The organism is Pseudonocardia xinjiangensis (genome assembly GCF_012911925.1).
Classification (GTDB): domain Bacteria; phylum Actinomycetota; class Actinomycetes; order Mycobacteriales; family Pseudonocardiaceae; genus Pseudonocardia; species Pseudonocardia xinjiangensis.
The window spans coordinates 25,897-44,120 of sequence record NZ_JAAXKY010000020.1 but is presented as its reverse complement, the minus strand read 5'-3'; the positions used below and the strand labels follow the sequence as shown (position 1 = coordinate 44,120).

10 protein-coding genes and 1 tRNA gene are annotated in these 18,224 nt (G+C 64.8%); 2 read left to right on the top strand and 9 right to left on the bottom strand.

Translation table 11 applies throughout. The features are described 5' to 3' along the window. The first annotated feature begins 127 nt into the window (after nt 1–127). Nucleotides 128–841: a helix-turn-helix domain-containing protein gene (locus tag HF577_RS38065; protein WP_169395300.1), complete on the top strand. Its 714-nt coding sequence runs from the start codon at nt 128–130 to the stop codon at nt 839–841. 26 nt (nt 842–867) lie between these two features. Here HF577_RS38065 and HF577_RS09005 read toward each other — a convergent pair whose 3' ends face one another. The 3 genes from HF577_RS09005 to HF577_RS08995 form a co-directional block, all read right to left on the bottom strand. Beyond that, nucleotides 868–2,403: a restriction endonuclease gene (locus HF577_RS09005; protein ID WP_169395299.1), complete on the bottom strand. Its 1,536-nt coding sequence runs from the start codon at nt 2,401–2,403 to the stop codon at nt 868–870. A 542-nt stretch (nt 2,404–2,945) separates the two neighbouring features. After that, nucleotides 2,946–4,655: an ATP-binding protein gene (locus tag HF577_RS09000; RefSeq protein WP_169395298.1), complete on the bottom strand. Its 1,710-nt coding sequence runs from the start codon at nt 4,653–4,655 to the stop codon at nt 2,946–2,948. A 53-nt stretch (nt 4,656–4,708) separates the two neighbouring features. Next, nucleotides 4,709–5,584 carry a hypothetical protein gene (locus tag HF577_RS08995; protein ID WP_169395297.1) on the bottom strand — a complete coding sequence of 292 codons (876 nt, stop codon included), beginning with the start codon at nt 5,582–5,584 and terminating at the stop codon, nt 4,709–4,711. A 952-nt stretch (nt 5,585–6,536) separates the two neighbouring features. Here HF577_RS08995 and HF577_RS08990 point away from each other — a divergent pair. Continuing rightward, complete coding sequence (locus tag HF577_RS08990; protein ID WP_169395296.1) at nt 6,537–7,949, top strand: Shedu anti-phage system protein SduA domain-containing protein; 1,413 nt, start codon at nt 6,537–6,539, stop codon at nt 7,947–7,949. A gap of 642 nt (nt 7,950–8,591) precedes the next feature. Here HF577_RS08990 and HF577_RS08985 read toward each other — a convergent pair. From HF577_RS08985 to HF577_RS39645, 6 genes are all read right to left on the bottom strand, one after another. Further along, nucleotides 8,592–9,197 (bottom strand): site-specific integrase, encoded by a 606-nt coding sequence (locus HF577_RS08985; protein WP_169395295.1) that lies wholly within the window; start codon nt 9,195–9,197, stop codon nt 8,592–8,594. A gap of 373 nt (nt 9,198–9,570) precedes the next feature. Then, nucleotides 9,571–9,648: transfer RNA gene (locus HF577_RS08980), tRNA-Ile, on the bottom strand. Nucleotides 9,649–9,740: 92 nt separating this feature from the next. Further along, entirely contained in the window at nt 9,741–12,821 is a 3,081-nt protein-coding gene (locus HF577_RS08975) for a DUF3427 domain-containing protein (protein WP_312859025.1), read from the bottom strand. Nucleotides 12,822–12,902: 81 nt separating this feature from the next. Beyond that, a complete protein-coding gene (locus HF577_RS08970; protein WP_169395293.1) occupies nt 12,903–13,346 on the bottom strand; it encodes a hypothetical protein in 444 nt (147 codons plus the stop codon). Nucleotides 13,347–13,363: 17 nt separating this feature from the next. Beyond that, a complete protein-coding gene (locus HF577_RS08965) occupies nt 13,364–14,755 on the bottom strand; it encodes an MFS transporter (protein WP_312859024.1) in 1,392 nt (463 codons plus the stop codon). Between the two features lie 141 nt (nt 14,756–14,896). Continuing rightward, nucleotides 14,897–18,160: a CHAT domain-containing protein gene (locus HF577_RS39645; RefSeq protein WP_169395292.1), complete on the bottom strand. Its 3,264-nt coding sequence runs from the start codon at nt 18,158–18,160 to the stop codon at nt 14,897–14,899. Nucleotides 18,161–18,224: the final 64 nt, after the last annotated feature.

The following is an 18,224-nucleotide window of genomic DNA, read 5'->3' as shown; positions in this document are numbered from 1 at the left end:
TTCAACCAGGGATTTTGCAGCGACTGCTCACCCGTTGACACCACTGCGTCAACATTCCGGTCTCTGAGCTGCGAGAGAGCCCGTACGGACGTCCAAATTGTCGGTGTCTGCTGTCACCGTGGTTCCTATGGCGCGGGTGAAGGTGACCGAGAAGCAGTTCGACACCGTGCCGCTGCGCAACATCCGGGTGCCCAAGGCGGAGTTTGTGGCGGTGTGGCGGGCGGCCGAGCAGCACTCTGCTGAGGAGGCTGAGCGTAGGCGCACCGATTGGTATGCGGTCGGCGTGTTGTTGACGTGTCGATGGCTAACCGGGGCGATCGTGCCCAGCTACGACGGCCGGCGCCGGATGCCACTGTCTCCGGTGGCCTATCGCGAGTCGATTACCTACGAGGAGCTGATCGAGGCCGAGTACCTGGCTGCGCAACGTATCGAGCAGCGCGACTGCGGTATCGCCACAGCGCAGCCGGGCTGGCCGGACGCGATACGCGCAACGCTGGGTTCCGGGCGGCCGGAGGCCAGCCCGGCCCCTCGGATCGTGATGCAAAGTGCGGTGGACGGCAGCCCGTACCGCATGGTCGCGACCGACCTGCCCGGCGCGATCCGATGCGGCGCGCTGCTGCCGGGTGATCACCTGCCAACGGTAAGGAGCCTGTCAGAGCGGTACGGCGTCTCGGAGGGCACGGGCACACCGGGCCATGGCGTTGCTCAGTCAGGCGGGAGAGATCTCGGTGTCGCGCGCGGGCGGCGGGCCGTCGTGGCCGAGCCGAAGGGCCTGCTCTCGGGTGACGGATATCGACACCGGTTCGATGATGAAGGGGCTCAGCGGGAACCTGTCGGCTAACGCGTCGAACCTCTGTCAAGGGACACCTAGTCAAAGATCGACGGCAAGATCTCTACGAACTCGGGGGGCACCTGAAACCGTGTGGCCAGCACCCCGTGGTCGTAGAGCGCGACCAGTGGTGGCGCGACGTCTGCGGCCACCACGCCTTCCGAGTGCAGAATCGCGGTAATCCGCTTTGCCGGTCTCGTGAACCCGCGCAACGTCCGCTGTGGGGAGAACTCTGCGATCCGGTACACCGTGGCTCGGTCCAGGAACCCGCCGTTGCGGGCAGCAGCGATGATCACTTCGGCCTGGGGACGCCCCTCTGCCCGCAACGTGTACACGAGTCGTGCAGCAGCGGCCCAGGACCAGCGATCGATCGCCGACACAACCCGATCCCGATCACCTCGGTACTCCAGTGCCGGGTCGGCCCGCATTGCCCTGAGCAGGCTTGTCCGATCGTCGTCCAGACTTCCATCGCCTGCGCCCACCTCCGCAACGGGGACAAAGCGCAGCGTCACATCGGACGTCTCACCGAGGACGGTGACGCTGCGGGAAGCGCCGGATCGCCGCCCGTCGCGGCGCAGGTCAGAAGGCGCTGCGCCCAGCACGAATTGCTCGTACAGCGGCGCCAACCCGAAGCGCAGCACCGATCCGTCATCCGCAACCAGGACCCATTCACCGCTACCTCCGCGCGGACCAGCGAACGCTAGCCGGGCCGGCTCTGCATCACCATCGGCTCGACCCAATCGATCGAACGACTCTGGATCGTCTGGCTGGACCACGAGCAGGAACGGTGCGGCTGTAAAACCGAAGTAGAGCGCACCGTCCAGCTCCACCAGCTGCGCGGCGATCGCCGCCAGTTCGGCTGCCGGCAACGACGAAGTGGCACCAACCCCGCCAGCAGCGCGTTCGGCTCGGCTGCGGGCGACACCGAAGTCGTCCTCGACCCCACCGTCCTCAGCGCTGTCGTTTCCATCGCCTGTGACAGTCCAGGTACCCAGGGCGCGACGGAACGCCTCACGCATCTGGTTAACCGGAAAGGAGTCAAGTCCGGCAGACAAGGCGAGCTCGAGGAGCTCGTCCGCGGCCCGAGATGCAGCGTCCAAAAGCCAACGGAACGCCGGCCCATCAAGTTCCACGAGCGAGATCTGCTGGGCGTAGGCAAACTGCTGCGCGTCGGCAGTGAAGCCACTCGCTGAAAAGAGCGCGTACCGGTAGTGGTAGCGACGGAATGGCCGGGGAAGCGCGTTCGAAGCGGCGGCAGCCGAGTAGTGCTCGTTCACGTCATTGATTACGCCGAGGGCGTTCCTTACATCGGCGAGGCCTACAGCCGAGCCGCGGTACTTCGCCTCGACAAATAGACGGACAGGTAGGCTGAAAGGGATCGGCCAGTCCAGCTCTCCCAGGACGTCGACCTGGTGCTCCGAACCCCTGCCCCTCACCCGCAGTCCGTTGGCGGCCGGAGAGAGGGCGATTGGATCCTGTTCCTCGCGGACCAGCAGTGAGTACCCGCTCCTCTGCAACAGCTTCGCCAGCAGCTCCTCGAGCACGTATCCGCGCAGCGCTGATCTGGACAGCACGAGCCAAACCTCCGTTGGTTACCGCCGGAACCCGATCTGTATCGCTTGCGCGACCCCGTTCCTAGCCGAACCGTACTCGACCATGTCCGACCAGCGCGGGGCGTTCCGGACGCGATACGGGCAGTGATGCAGGCTCCCGGCCTGATGTGTTGCCAAGCGAACCACGATTCCGTCCACTTGGATGTCCAGCTGAGTCTGCGTCCTCGGCGGATACAGCAAACCTGAAGTTCCGCGGCGGGCCGACTCGCCTGCGGTCACACCTCGATATCGCAGGGCCGTTACCCTCGCGGTCGACCAGCATCAGTTGTCGACGTGAGGGGTGCCCTCGTGCGCAGCAACAGCCGCTATGACAGGACGGCGAAGGGTCGGAGGCCGCGAGGCCGACGAGGCCCGCGCCCTGCACGTCATCACCGGCCTGCTCGACGACTGCCCGGGAATCGACGCACCGGTCATCGTAAGCCAGCTCGGTGAGATGTTCGGAGGGAACCTCGACCACACCATGGAGATGAGTCGCGCCCTCGATGGAGGTTTCCGTGTGTCCATCAACGTTGCCACCTCTCCATAATTGGCGCGGGATCATATTCACGCCAATCGTGCTGCCATTCACTATGAAATCGAATGTCATGAGAGTTTGGCTTCTCGTCAACATCGTCCACATAAATAAGAGAAGGTATCGACATCGAGTCGCCAATTAGTATGGCCTCTTGTCGACCGAGCGAAGGCAGGCCGTCTGTAAGTGCACCCAAGTTGTCAGGAAGCAGACGCTTTACATAGTGCTGATCCGAAGGGTTCGTCAACCGCATGGCAACAAAGTTATTGCACTGCGAGAAAACCGTTTCCGATATCTCCGAAGGTCTTTGGCTGACGATCATCATGGAGACCCCATACTTCCGCCCCTCCTTTGCAATGCGTTCGATCGACTGCTTTACCGATCCGTACCGCGCGCCATCACTCCGCGGGACGTAGTTGTGCGCCTCTTCGTAAACGAGCAAGAACGGAATATTTTCCTCGATAGTTGCCTTTGATCGCTTCAGATGGAAGCTGAACGTAAAGATCAGTCGCGTCACAAGGGAGACAACAACGCTTAGCACCTCGAACGGGATGCCACTTAGATCAATAATCGTAATGTTACTACTTGCTTCGCCGTAGCCAGTTAGCGTTCGCATTAGCTCCAGAGAGTCCTCTGTGCGATGAGTGGAACCGTCAGCTTTCTGCGGACTAAGAAGGAAATGTAGGCGACTATCCCCATGTCGACCCTGGAGGCGCATCAAGAACCTGTCGAACTCGCCGTTGAACGGACCATTCGTAGCCTTCGACCCTGCCCTCTGCGACGAAAGAGCAAAGTTCAGCACGTGATCAAAGTATCTGGAGGCGCGATTATGCACAAGCGTGCCATCGTCGAGCTTAGGCACCCCCTCACCTGATTCTCGCCCAATAACTTCACTATTGAGGTTGGTCAGATAGTTGATAACCTCAAGGAGACTGAAGAAGATCGGAGAATCGTAGGATACACTCTGGCTCCGCCCGGCGTGTCGCCGCTTGTTCTCAACTACGGCCTGACGAAATTGCGATATCTGATTATGACTGTTCTCTTCGTTCGATTCGACGAACATCTCCTCCAGTTCTTCAGAGTTCATTAGCCAATACGGGAGCTGGAGTGTGTCAACGTCGATAAACCGTCCCGAAGGGAAGGCGGCCGAGTACTCGCCGTGAAGATCGAATATCACGATATGGGAGTTGTTTAGGACGCCGCGGTCCGCCTGGGAGCTACTCGGCGAGATCCCCTCTTGTAGAATTCTAGCGACCGTGCACGACTTTCCAGAACCCGTCGAACCAACAACCCCGATGTGTTTCCCGAAGAATCTGTCGCCATCTATTGCAACCCGAACTTCTCGGTCTTGGGCGAGCGAGCCGAAGCAGAACCTCGACTCGACAGCAACAGAATCATACATTTGCAGCAAGACGTCGGTCGCGGCGATCTCGACATGCTTAGGCGGAATTGTTATCTGTTTTCCACCGCGCCTAAAACCTCCCTCATCGAAGCGCCCGACGGGCTGCGCGTCAATCAGAAACCGAGGCGTCTTGAGCTCCGCAGTATCGAAGGGGGCGACGTAGTCGCGAATGCGATAGCTCTGGACGATCGCTATCAGCATCGACCCGTTATCGTCGGATATCTTGAGATAACTTCCAATCTCGAGTTCGGCGCCAGACCGAGCGTACTCCTCTGTCGAAGATACTTCGATCTGGATCAAGTCCGGACCTACGCCCACGACGCTAGCAAACGCGGTAATGTCTGCCGCTGACCTCATCGAATGCGCTCCATTACGTGATTTAGATCGGAGAGAGCCAACGACCCTAGCTCGACGACTAGCGACGAGGCGATAGGATTAGGGAACTTTCGCCCTAGCTCAGCATGTACGAGAACAAGGTTTGGCTCAGCTATCAGGGCCTGGTGCTTGTTGAAGTTCGTTAGTGACACAATCCAGAGGTCGAACGAGGTCACACCGATCTGGTTAGACCTCCCGCGCCTCGCCGTGACTGGCCGCTTTCCAAACAACTCGACATTGAATCCGAAAGCTTCGTACCCGTCATTGAACGCAATGGCGGCCGACGCGAGTGCAGACTTGAGCAAATGCAGGACATCGTCAGAAGCATCAACGATGAGTGTCCAAGGCAGGGCAGTGTGCAACTTGCCTGCACCATAGTATTTCGTCGTGAGAATTCGGGCCAACATCGCCGCTGGCTCGATATCTCTTGCGTCCACCAACGTGATCGCAAGGAATCGCACGAAGTGATTCTTAATGCGAGTGTTTCTGCTAAGATCTTTGGCAAGTTGCTCGACGAACACTTTATTGCCGACTACCTCGGCATGCCAAGTTGTGTACAAGTACTTCTTGCTATCAAGCTGCTCTAAGAAGCGCTCCTTGGTCGTTCGACGACTGTCAACTCTCGCCTGAATGGCAAGTCGCACGATACCGTTTAATGCCGCCGGATAGTAATAGATGCGGGCCTCTTCGGCGCTACATCGATACTCACGCGACAAGGCATCGACGACACCCAGGTTCTGATCGTCGTACGATTCACCAGGAACAATCCTGAGGTGACCAGCGAAGCTTTCAATCGTGTCGCTATCGTACTTCTCGTAGATTTTTGTCGTGATGCCCGACTTCTTGGCAGTCACGGTTAGACATGTTCTGATCTCATCTGCCGTAAGAGACGACGGAATCTCACCTTGCGAGCTCGTATGTATGTACAGACAGTAGTCTAGATCGTGACCCTTTGAATAGTACTCGAGCATCGCCGCTACGGCGTCACGGATCCTAGCCAGCGAGAAACTCGACGCTGGCAAGTACTTGCACTGCTCCGCTGTCGTCCTACCCTCGGCGAGTAAGTCGACATCTTCGATTCCTTCAACCGTAAGAACGTCGCCGACTGCGCTTGAAAGGATCCGAAGAACGGCCCTATCGAATTGATAGATGTATCCCCTAATCGAGGCGTCTGCCGACCGATTGGGGGTCTGGTTTGCTGCCAAGTCCGTCCGTCCGTAGTGCCGACCGCTCACCAAACTTCGCTCCGCATAGATGGTTCGTTACACGAGGTCGGCGACATGATGGTTCGGGGAGCAGCTACATGCCGCGGCCCCCGGGGCACACACCACCGCGACCACGCTCCCTCGTGGAGCCACAGATGACGCGAACCATAGTCGAACCGTGTGAGGTACGGAGCCACGAGCGCGGTCGATACCGAACAGAAGGTGCAGCTAGAGGGCGGTAACGGAAACGTACGAGCTACTCCTAATCTCTGGTCGCAGGTTCGAGTCCTGCCGGAGGAAGTTCAGAGCCTTGATCAGCGGCGATCTGCTACTCGATGGCGGCCATTCGGGGATGGCGCACTGCTACCGCTGCTGTATGGGGGCCGGTGCGGCGTCACGCGGAAGGGCGTGCGAAGAGATCGACACCGGACGAGCGGCTCGTTCCGCGTCAATCTGTATGCCGGCATCGACCCGACGCCAAGCGAGGGCGTGGCTGCACCAGAGCTCGCCGATAGCCGCCGACGCCCACCGCTACGAACTCGGCGCACAAGCCGCCCGTATGCTTACCGGGTGGTTTCGCGCTGAACCAGGGAGGTTGCCAGTGCCGTGGGAGGCGCAATCAATTTATGACGAGATCCTCAAGTACTTGGAGCTGCGGGAGCGTGGCAATCAAGAACAAACAGCCGAGGGAGCCTACATAACAGTCGGTCCTGGACGGCTTGGCGCAAGACTCTCCGACGCGCTGGCAGCAGACATGGCAATCGCCGGCATCGAGCGGTATTCCATATTGACGGAAGCCCGTATTGGGCTGACTGGCGGGTACGGCCTTACTTCACGGCCTTGGGACCTCGTCGTCATAAATGACGATCTTCCTGTAGTCGTAGTCGAAATAAAGGTCAGTCTCGACTCGTACCTGAATAGTATTCGTAACCGGATAGACGAAATCGTCGCCCTGGCCGCGAGCGTCGCACGAACATTTGATGGTCCTGACAGGGCGCCATACAAGCCCTGCACAGCGGTCCTCTTCGTCATGGAAGAGTCTTTGGCTACAACAAGGCTGCGCGACACGCCGCCGACTCGCCTGTCGTTTCCAGGTGATGCACAACCTGGGCCAAGCTCGTACATCGATCTTGTTGGTGCCACCTTTTCACGAATGCTTGCTGACGGACTTCTCGACGCCGTTTGCTATTTGACCGTCGACGTGAAACAGGCGAAGATATCTGAGCCGTTCTCTGACCAGTCCTTCGATGCTTTCGCCTCGAAGATGCTGACGCATATCGCCACTGCAGCTCGAGGGCGGGCAAGCGGCGCCATGAGCGCTGCCAGTCTGGGCCGCGTACTCTCCCGTGGGGACGATATCAAAGAGGTGGTCTCGGGGTTAACCTCCACACCCGAAGGGCTATCGGCGGCTGAAGCCGCAGTCGTCCGTGAGCGCCGCAGGGTGGTGGCGGATCTTCAGCAGCTTGCACTAGATCCCGACACCAACGAGACGAAGATGCACGAAGCCATCGGTGCGCGTTATTGGATCTTTGGTGGACAGTACACTGGAATTGCGGATAGACGCACTATCGTTCCGCTGGACCAGTACGATATTCCATTGATCTGCGCCGACGGGAGTCTAGAAATTGTCGAGCTAAAGGGTCCCGAGGTTAAACTCACGAGGAAGTATCGAAATCACCTCATCGTAGCCAATGAGGTTCACGCGGCAGTTAATCAGTGCCTTAATTACCTACGTGCTCTTGATGAGATGGGTGCCGCACTAAGGACTCAATACCGCAATGAGCTCGCCGCTGATTTTGACTTTCGTCGAGCAAAGGGAACTGTCATAATCGGCCATCCTGGCCACACTCCCTCCACTGAAGCGACGAGAGAGCAAATTGATCAGACGGTTCGTTCCTACAATGCTCATCTAAGCAGACTGACAGTATTGACGTACGCCGATCTTCTTGAAAGCGCCGAGCGCGCGCTTCAGTTCGCATCTGAAGAGTCGAGCAAACCTTTGGGCCACCGCTGAGCTGATCACGTAACGGCTGCCCTGCTTCATCCCTACCCAACCCGGAAGGGATTCCATTCGCAGGGCCGATCCTGCAGGTACGCGCACTGACACTCGATGACGCTGTGAGCGCCGGGGGACGCATTGAGAGGGAATCCTGCGCGAATTCGTGGCAGTTAAGGCGGTGGCAGAACATACAAAGGCAGTGGAAAGACATCACGGAGTGTGCACGCCACGGTACTAGGCAGCATGAGACAGCACGGTGACCAGTCAGGACGAGGCCACCCGTCAACCTTGCGACACGGGATCCGCGTTCGCGCCGATGTGGTCGGAATAGTCCCCGGTCCGCTAGGCTATGCCGCTACTCTGATAGTCCCGTCCGAGACTCGAAGTAGTGAACCTCTCCACCACCTGCCCGGCCATTATTCGAGAACCTGCAGCGTCTCGGAAGAGGCTGATCGCATGATGCTGGCGGCGACCCCTCAAGCGCGCGATCGCCAGGACGCTAGATCGCGACGAACTTCGCTATCAGCTCTGCATCGCCCCTCCGGCGTAGGTCCATCTCGCACTCTTTGATCTCCGACTCATGTCCTCCTCGACGCCTGTTCGCGGAGACGAGTGAGACCGAGCACCTCGGCGCGCGCAACGTACCGGCTCCTGTGGTCAGTGAGGACGAGGACCTCGACCGTCGCCGGGTCTAACGCGATCCGGCGGTGCTGGGTGGGTCTTGGTGTCCTTCTCCCAAGTCTGGCTGCGGCGCTGGCCGATGCTGCGGTCGAGCGCAAGCACCCCGCCCTCCAAGTCCACGTGGCGCGATCGGATGCCGCACAGCTCTCCCCGCCGCATCCTGGTCATATCGCGAGCCAGACCCAGCGTGCCCCAGTCCGGATCCGACCACGCCTCGGCCAGGATCCGGGCTGCTTTACGCGCCGTCGGCGGCTGCGGGTTCGGCTTGGGCGCCGCCGGCGTCTCGTCCTGCTTGGCCGACAGCCAGCGCCACCGCACAGCGCGCTTCAATACGCCACTCAGGATGAAGTGGATCTGCCGAACCGTCGATGCACCGGGCGGCTTGCAGACGTGCGGACGACACCGAGGATCACAGTAGTGCACGGCGTCGGTCCGGTGCTCGACGAACGCCCGACTGTCGCAGTGCTCACGACACCGGCGCAGCTCACTGTAGAAGGAGTCGAACAGGTCCGCGTCCAGCGATCCAACCGGGAGTGAGCCGATTAACGGCCGGATATGCTTGTCGGCGTAACCCCGGTACATCGCGAACGTGCTGCTCCAGCGGGACCAGACTCGAAATTCTTATCGAACAACTGGTTGACCGTCGCGTTTGTCCGTGGGTGACGACGCTCGTCGACCTGACCGGCGAGCCGACGCATTACCTTCTCGGCCTCGCTCGCCGCCTTCGAGCCTGCGGGCACGACTTCGCGCAGGTAGTGACGCCGCTTGGTCAATGGGTCGATACTGGCGTACACCGACACCCGCAGGCCCGCTCGGAAGCTCCTCGACGCTCCCCCGCGCCGCCTCCGCCGTCCTCCGGCCCGTGTCACACAACCGATCATAGAGCCAGTCGCACCACGTTTGATCCCACGCGGGCGACCAGAGATCACGTCCGATCGGGTAACCGCTGGTCAGCTGGTGGGGCGGGTGGGGTTCGAACCCACGACCTGACGGATTATGAGTCCGCTGCTCTGACCAGCTGAGCTACCGCCCCTTCGGACCCGAGGCTAGCGGCTCCCGCCCAGGTCGATGACAAGTGCCCCGGCGCGCCGGGATGCCTGACGTGCAACCGCCAGACCCAGCACGCTACGACGCCACCACGCTCGCCGTCCGGAACGTGTCGCCCGGCATCGGGCGCCGCAGCCGCCACGTGATGGCGATAGGCCGCTCTCCTTGGTGCTCGACGTGGTCGCCCAGCCCGAGGCAGAGGAAGGGGGCGGGGCCGAGGTCGTCGGTCGGCGACTCGCGCACGAACAGGGCGACATGGGTGCCCTGCTCGCGGTGGTTGAGGTAGCGCTGCCCCGTCGGGGAGGCGACGGTCGTGGCGTTCTGCGACTCCCAGTGGAAGAGGTCCGGGCTGATCGCGTAGTCGCGATACATCGTGGTGGGCGAGAAGTCGCGTTCGGTCTTGCGGAGGTTCACGAGCAGGGCGTCGGTGCGGGTCTCCGGGGCCCACGCGACGCCCTGGGCGTGCCCGTACGCCTTGCGAGTCATCGACGCCCAGTCGAGCGCGGCCAGGATCTCCTCTCGGCGGTAGTGCGCGTGGCTGAGCAACGTCACATGCTGCAGTCCCTCGCCGAGCGACCGTGGAACGTGCCGGGCGCGGTCCAGGCCCAGCGCCACCAGCTCGCGGATCTCCGCGCAGACCGCCGGGTGCCGGCGCAAGTGGTCGAGCCCAGCTTGGTAGGACTGGTGACCACCGCGCTCGGGCCACAGCAGGAAGAACAGCATGCGCGCCAGGCGCTGCTCGCGGTCGGTCAGGTCGTCGTACGTCGGGCCGGACGGGTCGGCGAGGCGGGCGTACACGGCGGCCCGTTCTGGATCGTCGACGTGAGCGAAGGCGACCGCCCGCTTCAGGAGGTCCGAGTCGCTCGGGCCGGCTGGCAGCGTGGGCAGTCTGGCATCGCGGCGCAGGGCCGTCCATGAGGATTGCTTGTACACGTCCGCCAGCTCCCGCCCGGACTCGTCGAGGTACTGGGCCAACGACGGGGATCCGTGGGATCGGACGTCAGCAACGAGGTCTCGACGCCTCAACTGCAGCTGCTGGCGGACGTTCTCGAGGACGATGCTCTGCGCGACCCGGTCGAGGACAAGCTGGGAGCCGGACGGGAGGAAGGGGAATCCACGCTCGATATCGGCGATCAAACCTTTGCGGCTGCTGCCAGTCAGCGCCCGGTAGCGGACGTCGAAGCGGAATTCGCGCCGGTGCTGGCCGATGAAGTCGAGTGCGGTGAGTACGGCTTTGCCCGGCGCACGCCGTAGGCCGCGGCCAAGCTGCTGGAGGAAAATCGTCGAGCTTTGCGTAGGACGTAGGAACAGCACCGTGTCGACCTGTGGCAGGTCGAGCCCCTCGTTGAAGAGGTCCGCGGCGAACAGGCAGTTGACGTCGAGGCTCCGCAGCTTCTGCAGCGCCTCGGCCCGGTCAGCCGGCGGAGTGTCGCCCGAGACAGCGAGGCTAGGGATGCCGGCGCGGTTGAACACCTCGGCCATGTAGCGCGCGTGGGCGACGGACACACAGAAGCCGAGCGCCCGCATGCGACGGACGTCCGTGACCTTCTCCGTCGTTTCCCGGACTACCTTCGCCGCCCGCGCATCGTTCCCCGTGTAGATCTTGTCGAGCGCCGCGACGTCATACGCACCCCGTTTCCACTCGATCCCCTGCAGATCAACGTCGTCCGCCACGCCGAAATAGTGGAACGGCACCAGGAGGTCGGCGCTGAGTGCGTTCCACAGCCTCAACTCGTACGCCGTGCGCCCGCCGAACTGCTCGCGGACATCGACGCCATCACCACGCTCTGGGGTGGCGGTCAGCCCTAGCAACTCGCGAGGCGTGAGGTGCTCCAGAAGTCGTCGGTACGTCGGCGCCTGCGCATGGTGGAACTCATCGACGACCACCACATCGAAATGATCCGGCGGCAGCCGATCGACGCCGTACGCCGCTAGGGACTGCACGCTCGCGAACACGTGCTCCCACCGCTCGGGCCGCTCGCCGCCGACGTAGATCTCGCCAAATGAGCCGTCGGCGAGCACCTCGCGGTAGGTGCGCAGCGACTGTTCCAGGATCTCCTTGCGGTGTGCGATGAACAGCAGTCGATCGCTCGGCAGCGCCTTCCGCAGCCGGGCGTAGTCGAGCGCCGCTACCACGGTTTTGCCCGTACCCGTCGCCGCGACGACAAGGTTGCGGTGGCGGTCGTGGACAGTCCGCTCGGTCTCGAGAGCTTCGAGGATCGCGTCCTGATGCGGGTACGGCCGCACCTCCAGACCGGAGACGAGCGACCCAGCGGCCGTGATCCGATCCCGGCCGAGTGCTTGGCGCAGTCGCTCGGCGTCCTCGGCGTTGTCCGGGTCGTAGTCGACGAAGGACGGGTTGGCCCAGTAGGTATCGAACGTTCCGGCGAACTTCCGTAGCAGGTCTGGAGTGCCGACCGACGACAGCCGCACGTTCCACTCGAGCCCATCGACCAGCGCTGAGCGCGACAGGTTGCTGCTCCCGACGAACGCCGTGCTGAAGCCCGAGTTGCGGTGAAACAGCCAGGCCTTGGCGTGCAGCCGGGTTGACTGCGTCTCGTAGCTGATCTTGACCTGCGCCCCGAAGCGCTTCACGAGCGCATCGACAGCCCGCTGCTCCGTGGCTCCGACGTAGGTCGTCGTGATCACTCGGAACGGGATCCCGCGCCGCTGGAGAAGATCAAGCTGCTCCTCCAGCACGCGGATGCCGTGCCAGCGAATGAACGCGCAGAGGAGGTCGACGCGGTCTGCTGAGCCAAGTTCGGCCCGCAGTTCCGCGCTGAGCGAGGGCTCCTCGGGAGCGTTCGTGAGCAACGCCGCCGCGGACAGCGGCGTCACCGGGCGTTCCAGCCGATGCACACCCGGCGCAGCCTCGCGGGTGAGAACCACCAGCTCCTCTGCGACATCGGCGATTTGCTCGTCGGACGCGGCCACGCGCGCCAACAGTTCGTTGACCAGCGCGAGCCGGCGTGACGGATCCGACTCACTGCTCAGCGCTCGTTCCACCGCAGTCGCGACATGCCGGGCCAGGACGTGCGGCGCGTCAGCGTCCTCAACCGGCGCAAAGCGCGGTGTGAGGTCCGTGAGCTGCTCGAGAGCCGCATTGAGACGGGTTGTCCGGAGGGATTCGTACACACCCTCAGGGAGCGGTTGCGTCAACGCGGCAAGCCTTTCGATCAACGTGAGGGGCTGCTCACCGTGCCATACCTCGTGCCGCATCCCGTGATCGGCTGTAGCCGGTCAGGGCCACCCACCGATCAGCTCCTCGATCACCGCCTTCTCCGCGGGCGAGACGATGGAGGGGTTGCTCATCTGCGGCGCGCGGAGCACTTCCAGCCCGGCAGTCCGGGGATCGGCCCGCAGCTGCTCACGAGGCAGCACCTCGGGAAGCAGGGTCATCGCCAACCCCACCCGGGGACGCGGCTCGTCCCGCGTGACGACGCCGGTGGTGCGTCCGACCATCCAGATCCCCGGCTCCGGAACCGAGGTCGCGGCGCCGGAGACCCAGAGCACGGCGGCCTGATCCGCCTCCACCAGGTCGACGCGGTAGGTGGGATGTGCGCACCATCCGTCGACCGAGGCGCCGCCACGCAGGCCCGGTTCGAGCTCGGCGAACTCACGCGGGTTGCAGGTGAAGAGCCACGCCCCGATGTCGGCAACCGTCAGCCTGGATCGTGCCGCCACAACGTCTCCCTCTTCGACTACGCCCGGCCGGTCACGACGTCGCCCGCCGACCGGGCCAAGCGCAGGCCCTCGACCGCAGGCACCAGTAGCACCACTGCAAGCAGGACGAACGCCACGCGGAACGGGCCGGCGACGCCGTGGATCACCCCGACCGCCTCACCGAGGCGCACGAGCAACGCGCCCACCGCAACCCCGAGGCCCGCGCCGAGCTCCTGCAGCGTCGAGAGCAGCGTATTGGCATGCGTCATCCGACCTTGGTCGACGTCGGCGAACGCCACGCTGTTGTAGGCGGTGAAACCGATCGACCGGAAGATCCCGCTCACCGCCAGCACCGCGATGAGCAGCGGCAGGGGTGTCGTTGGCTGCAGGAACGCGATCGCCACCAGGCATGCGGCGGAGGCAGCGATGGCGCCGAGCAGCACCGTGCGGATCCCGAAGCGGCGCATCAGCGGCGTGGTCAGCGGCTTGATGCCCACGTTGCCGAGGAACAGCGCGATCACGGCGAACCCCGCCTGGGCCGCCGACCAGCCGAAGCCGAGCTGGAAGAACAGCGGCAGCAGGAACGGCACAGCGGTGATCACCGCGCGGAAGATCGAGCCGCTGACCGCTGTCACCCGGTAGGTCGCGACCCGCAGGATCCGCAGGTCGACGAGCGGGCGCGGGGCGCGCAGGAGATGCCGCACGGCCGCGCCGAGCAGGACGGCGGCAACGGTGAGCCCGACCCCGACCACCACCCACCGCGTCTCCCCCGCACCCAGGCTCTCCATCCCGACGACCAGCGCGCCGACGCCGAGGGCGGTCAGGACGAACCCGCGACGGTCCAGCGGCCCCGCGTCCTCGGCGCGCAGGTCGGGCACCAGCCGACGGGTGAGCAGCAGTGCGGCCAGCCCGAGCGGGATGTTGATCAGGAAGATCCACCGCCACGACGCGTACTCGCTCAGCACCCCGCCGAGTACCGGGGCGATGACGGGAGCGGCGAGGGCGGGCCAGGTGAGGTAGGCGATGGCGCGGACCAGGTCGGGCTTGGCGGTAGTCCGCAGCACCACCAGCCGCCCGACCGGCACCATCATCGCGCCACCCACACCTTGCAAGACCCGCGTCGCGGTCAGCACGGGCAGGGTCGGCGCGACCGCACATCCCGCCGAGGCGAGCGTGAACAGCAGCAACGCGACCGTGAAGACCCGCCGGGCGCCGAAGCGGTCGGCCAGCCAGCCGCTGATCGGGATCAGCACGGCCAGCGTCAGGACGTAGGCGGTGATGGCGATGTTGATGTCGACCGGGCCGACGCCGAAGTCGGCGGCGATGTGCGGGGCGGCCGGCGCGATGATCGTGCCGTCGAGGATCTCCATGAAGAACGCGCCGGCGATGAGGAGCGCCAGGCCCCGATTCAGACCTGCTTCCTCGCGCACCCGGACACCGTAAACGCCGCAAGAGCGACTCCGGGGGCACGTGTGATGTCGAAGACTCTCGCCGGCTGCCCGCCCGTCCTGGCGCGCCGAAGCGGCGTGTCGGACAGCGGGTTCTGGCTGCCGAAGAGCAGGGACCGCGAGTCAGGCGCCGCTGTGCACGTGGGCGGCCCAGGTCCAGGGGGCATCGGGCCGCTCGGCACGCATCCGGCGGGTCACCGCGTGCAGGGCGTGCGCGGCCGCCGGACGGTGCGTGGTGCCGTCGGTGGTTCGAGCCAGTTCGTCGTGCACCTGCTCGGCCATGCGCGCCGCGACCTCGTCACCGACCTCCCACAGGGTGCCGATCGCCTGCGCATACCCGGCCAGCTGGAATGCCGACGCCAGGTGCACGGCCTCGTCCGCGAGGGTGGCGCTGCCCCGCGCGGTGGCACACGCGGACAGATACGCCAGCTGCGCGCCGTCCAGGGGTAGCCGGCTCAGCTCGGTGACGGCCAGCGGCCCGTCGTGCAGCAACAGGTGGCTGGCCTCGGCGTTCAGCGGATCGCTGCTCGCGTGGCACGCGAAGTGCGCGAACGTCGCCCTGGGCAACGCCGCGAGCACCGCCTCCCCGGTCGCGGTGGGCCCGACCAGCACCTCCGGTGCCGCTCCCCCGCCGGTGAACCCGGCGGCAAAGGCGGTGGCCTCGCGCGCCGTCGCCGGCAGCGCGGCATGGCCCGGTGTCTCCGGCATGGCCACCGCCAGCGCGGTGCGTTCCCCGGCCGGCACCGGCCGCGCGCGGCTGTGCAACAGCGCGCGCATGGTCGGCGTGTACGAAGAGACCACCCGGTCCAGCGCGGACGCGCCGGGAACGTCGTGACGGCCGGCGGCATGCAGGGGAAGGAAGTTCAGCGGCCCGCTCGGTGACCACCACACCCGCCGCCACGGCGCCCCGCCGCCCGGATGCACAGCCGGCCCCGCCACCTCCAGCACCGGCTCGGCCAGCACGTCCCACAGCCAGGCGAGCGTGTCGACCACGACTCGTCCGGCCATGCCGCGCACCAGCCGGTCCGCCGAGGACAGCGTTGCGATCGCGTCGCGGAACGCGCCGGCCTGCTCCACCAGCTCGTCCACCCGCAGCCGGGGCAGCGGCACCACCGCCGCGGTGCCGTCGCGCAGTACCAGCGCGTCGCAGCGGGAGCGATCGAGGTTGACGGCGATCACGGGCCCGTGCGCGGCGGCCGGCGCCAGCTCGGCGAAGGTGACCATCGGCGGCAGCAGGAACCGCTCGAACCCGGGCCGGGCCCGGATCTGCTCGAGCAGGGCGTTCCACTCCCGGGTCAGCGCCTCGTGCGGCTGGGTCACGAAGAGGGAGCCGGCACGCAGGCGCCCGCGCAGCGCCACGAACCGGTCGGCCAGCCGCGGTGCGGCGGCGTGTAGCCGGTCCAGCTCGTGCCGGGTGATCAGCGCGGACGTCAGCAGGTGGGCCCGACCGGCCTCCCAGGACGTCAGGGCGCCCTCGGCATCACCGTCGACGATCTTGAGTGTCACGAGCGGATTGCTCACGGTCGCAGCGTCGAGGGACGGCCGTTCGCTCGCCGGCTGGTGGCCGGTCGGGTCCCGCAGCAGAGCCGCCGCACCCCAGAGAAACAGCAGCGCGGCATCGGGTGGCTGCTCGGCGGTGATGGTCTGACGGGCCGCGTCCACCGCTTCGTGGAACGTCCCGTCCTCACTGGTGACCAGGTAGCGGCTGAACAGCGCGTTGGCCAGCGAGATCTGCTCGGAGCGCCGGCCCGGGTCATCGGGCGACAGAGCAGCGAGCTTCAGCCGACTCCGCGTGATGGCTTCGTTGGCCTCGGCCACCGTCTCGAACGGCGACGACATGGCGGTACCGATGGCGACGTGGCCCTGCACCTGACCCTTGTCGGTGAAACGCTGCTCCAACGCATTTGCCGCTGCTTGCATGAGCAGCGGCAACCGCTCGGGGAGCTCCCGTGCGCGGGCTTCGGGGTCGGTGATCTGCTCGGTGGAAAGGAAAAGGTGGATGGCTTGCACTCGGCTGTGCTCCGGGGTGCCGGGAGGCAGCTCGCGCAGCGCCCGCTCGTGTAGCTCGATGATCTCGTTAAGATCGCTTCGATCCGCGGGCGGCGTGGGCGTCTCCAGTGTCAGCATGGGTGACGGTCCGCCTCCGGAACCGGGACCCAGCATGAACTCCCGCGTCATGTCGTCGAGCGACTGAAAGGCCGATCGCGCGAGGTACTCCAGATCGCGAAAGAACTGGGGGTTCGTCGTCACCGCATCGACCAGCCGCGAGTCGGTGCCGAGCCGATCCTGGAGGGCGGCCGCCAGCCCGTCCGCAAAGCCGCCCTCGTCGGGCGCCGGTCGACGTGCCTGCCCGGGCTGCCGGTGCTTGCGTTCCAGATCAGTGAGCAGCTCGCGTAGCTGCTGTCGCTGCTTGTCGATCGCCATCTGCGACTTGTCGAACTCGGCCAGTGCGCGATCGAGCTCCGGAGGTGCCCCACCTCGCTTCGCCCGTTCCTGGTCCAGCCCCGAGCGCACGTCGCCGACATTTCGGCCGAGCTCGTCCAGTCGGTCGAGCGCCTGCCACATCTGTCCGAGCATCCCGCCCGGCGCCCAGGCCTCGGCGCGGCGGGCACCCTCCTCCGCACTCCGGATCAGGCCCGGGTCACCGCCGGACGTCGGGTCCGCCGCGGTCCGGAACAAGCGTGCGGCCTCTGCCATCAGTGGCCTGTCCCCGGCCCGTTCGGCCTTGACGACCAGCGCAATTGCCAGGCCGGCCGCGCACCGGGCGTAGTGTTGACCACCTGCCGAAACGACGTCGAACGCCTCCCGGAACACCCTGATGAGCTCGTCGACACGCTCTTCGGGTGGGTCCATGCCGGCCAGTTCCTCAGCATGCATCAGCGCGTAGCCCTGCGCACAGAGGCCGGCGGGCCGTGCCTCGTGCCCCGCCGGCAGCAGGCTGACCGCCAGCTCGGCGAGCCCCGCCACCAGCCCGTCCCGGTCGTTCTCGCCGCGCTGTCCCAGCCGTTCGAGCAGCAACCAGACCACGTCGGTCACCGCTCGGCCCATGACCTGCGCCGGGGTGTCTCCGGCCTGTACGAACGCCTCCCGCACCGGCTCCAGCCAGAGCCGTACCTGCTCCGGCAGCGCATCCGGATTGCTCAGCAGCACCGGCAGCAGGAGGACCGCGGCGGTCAACCAATCCTGCTTCCCTTCGGCGCCGAGCAGCTCACCACGCGCCACATGGCACACTCCGACCAGGTACGCCACCTGCACGTCCAGGTCACCGGGGATGGCCAGGAAGCCCAGTAGCTGGTCGAGGTCGGCCCGCGTGTCCTCGGCGAGTATCGCCTCGGGATCGCCCGCCTCGAGCCGGGCAGCAACCGCCGCGAGTAGCCGATCACGCACGTCCGGTGACACTAGCGGTCCACCCACATGGCGTCGATGCACTGTGGACACTCACCTACACTTC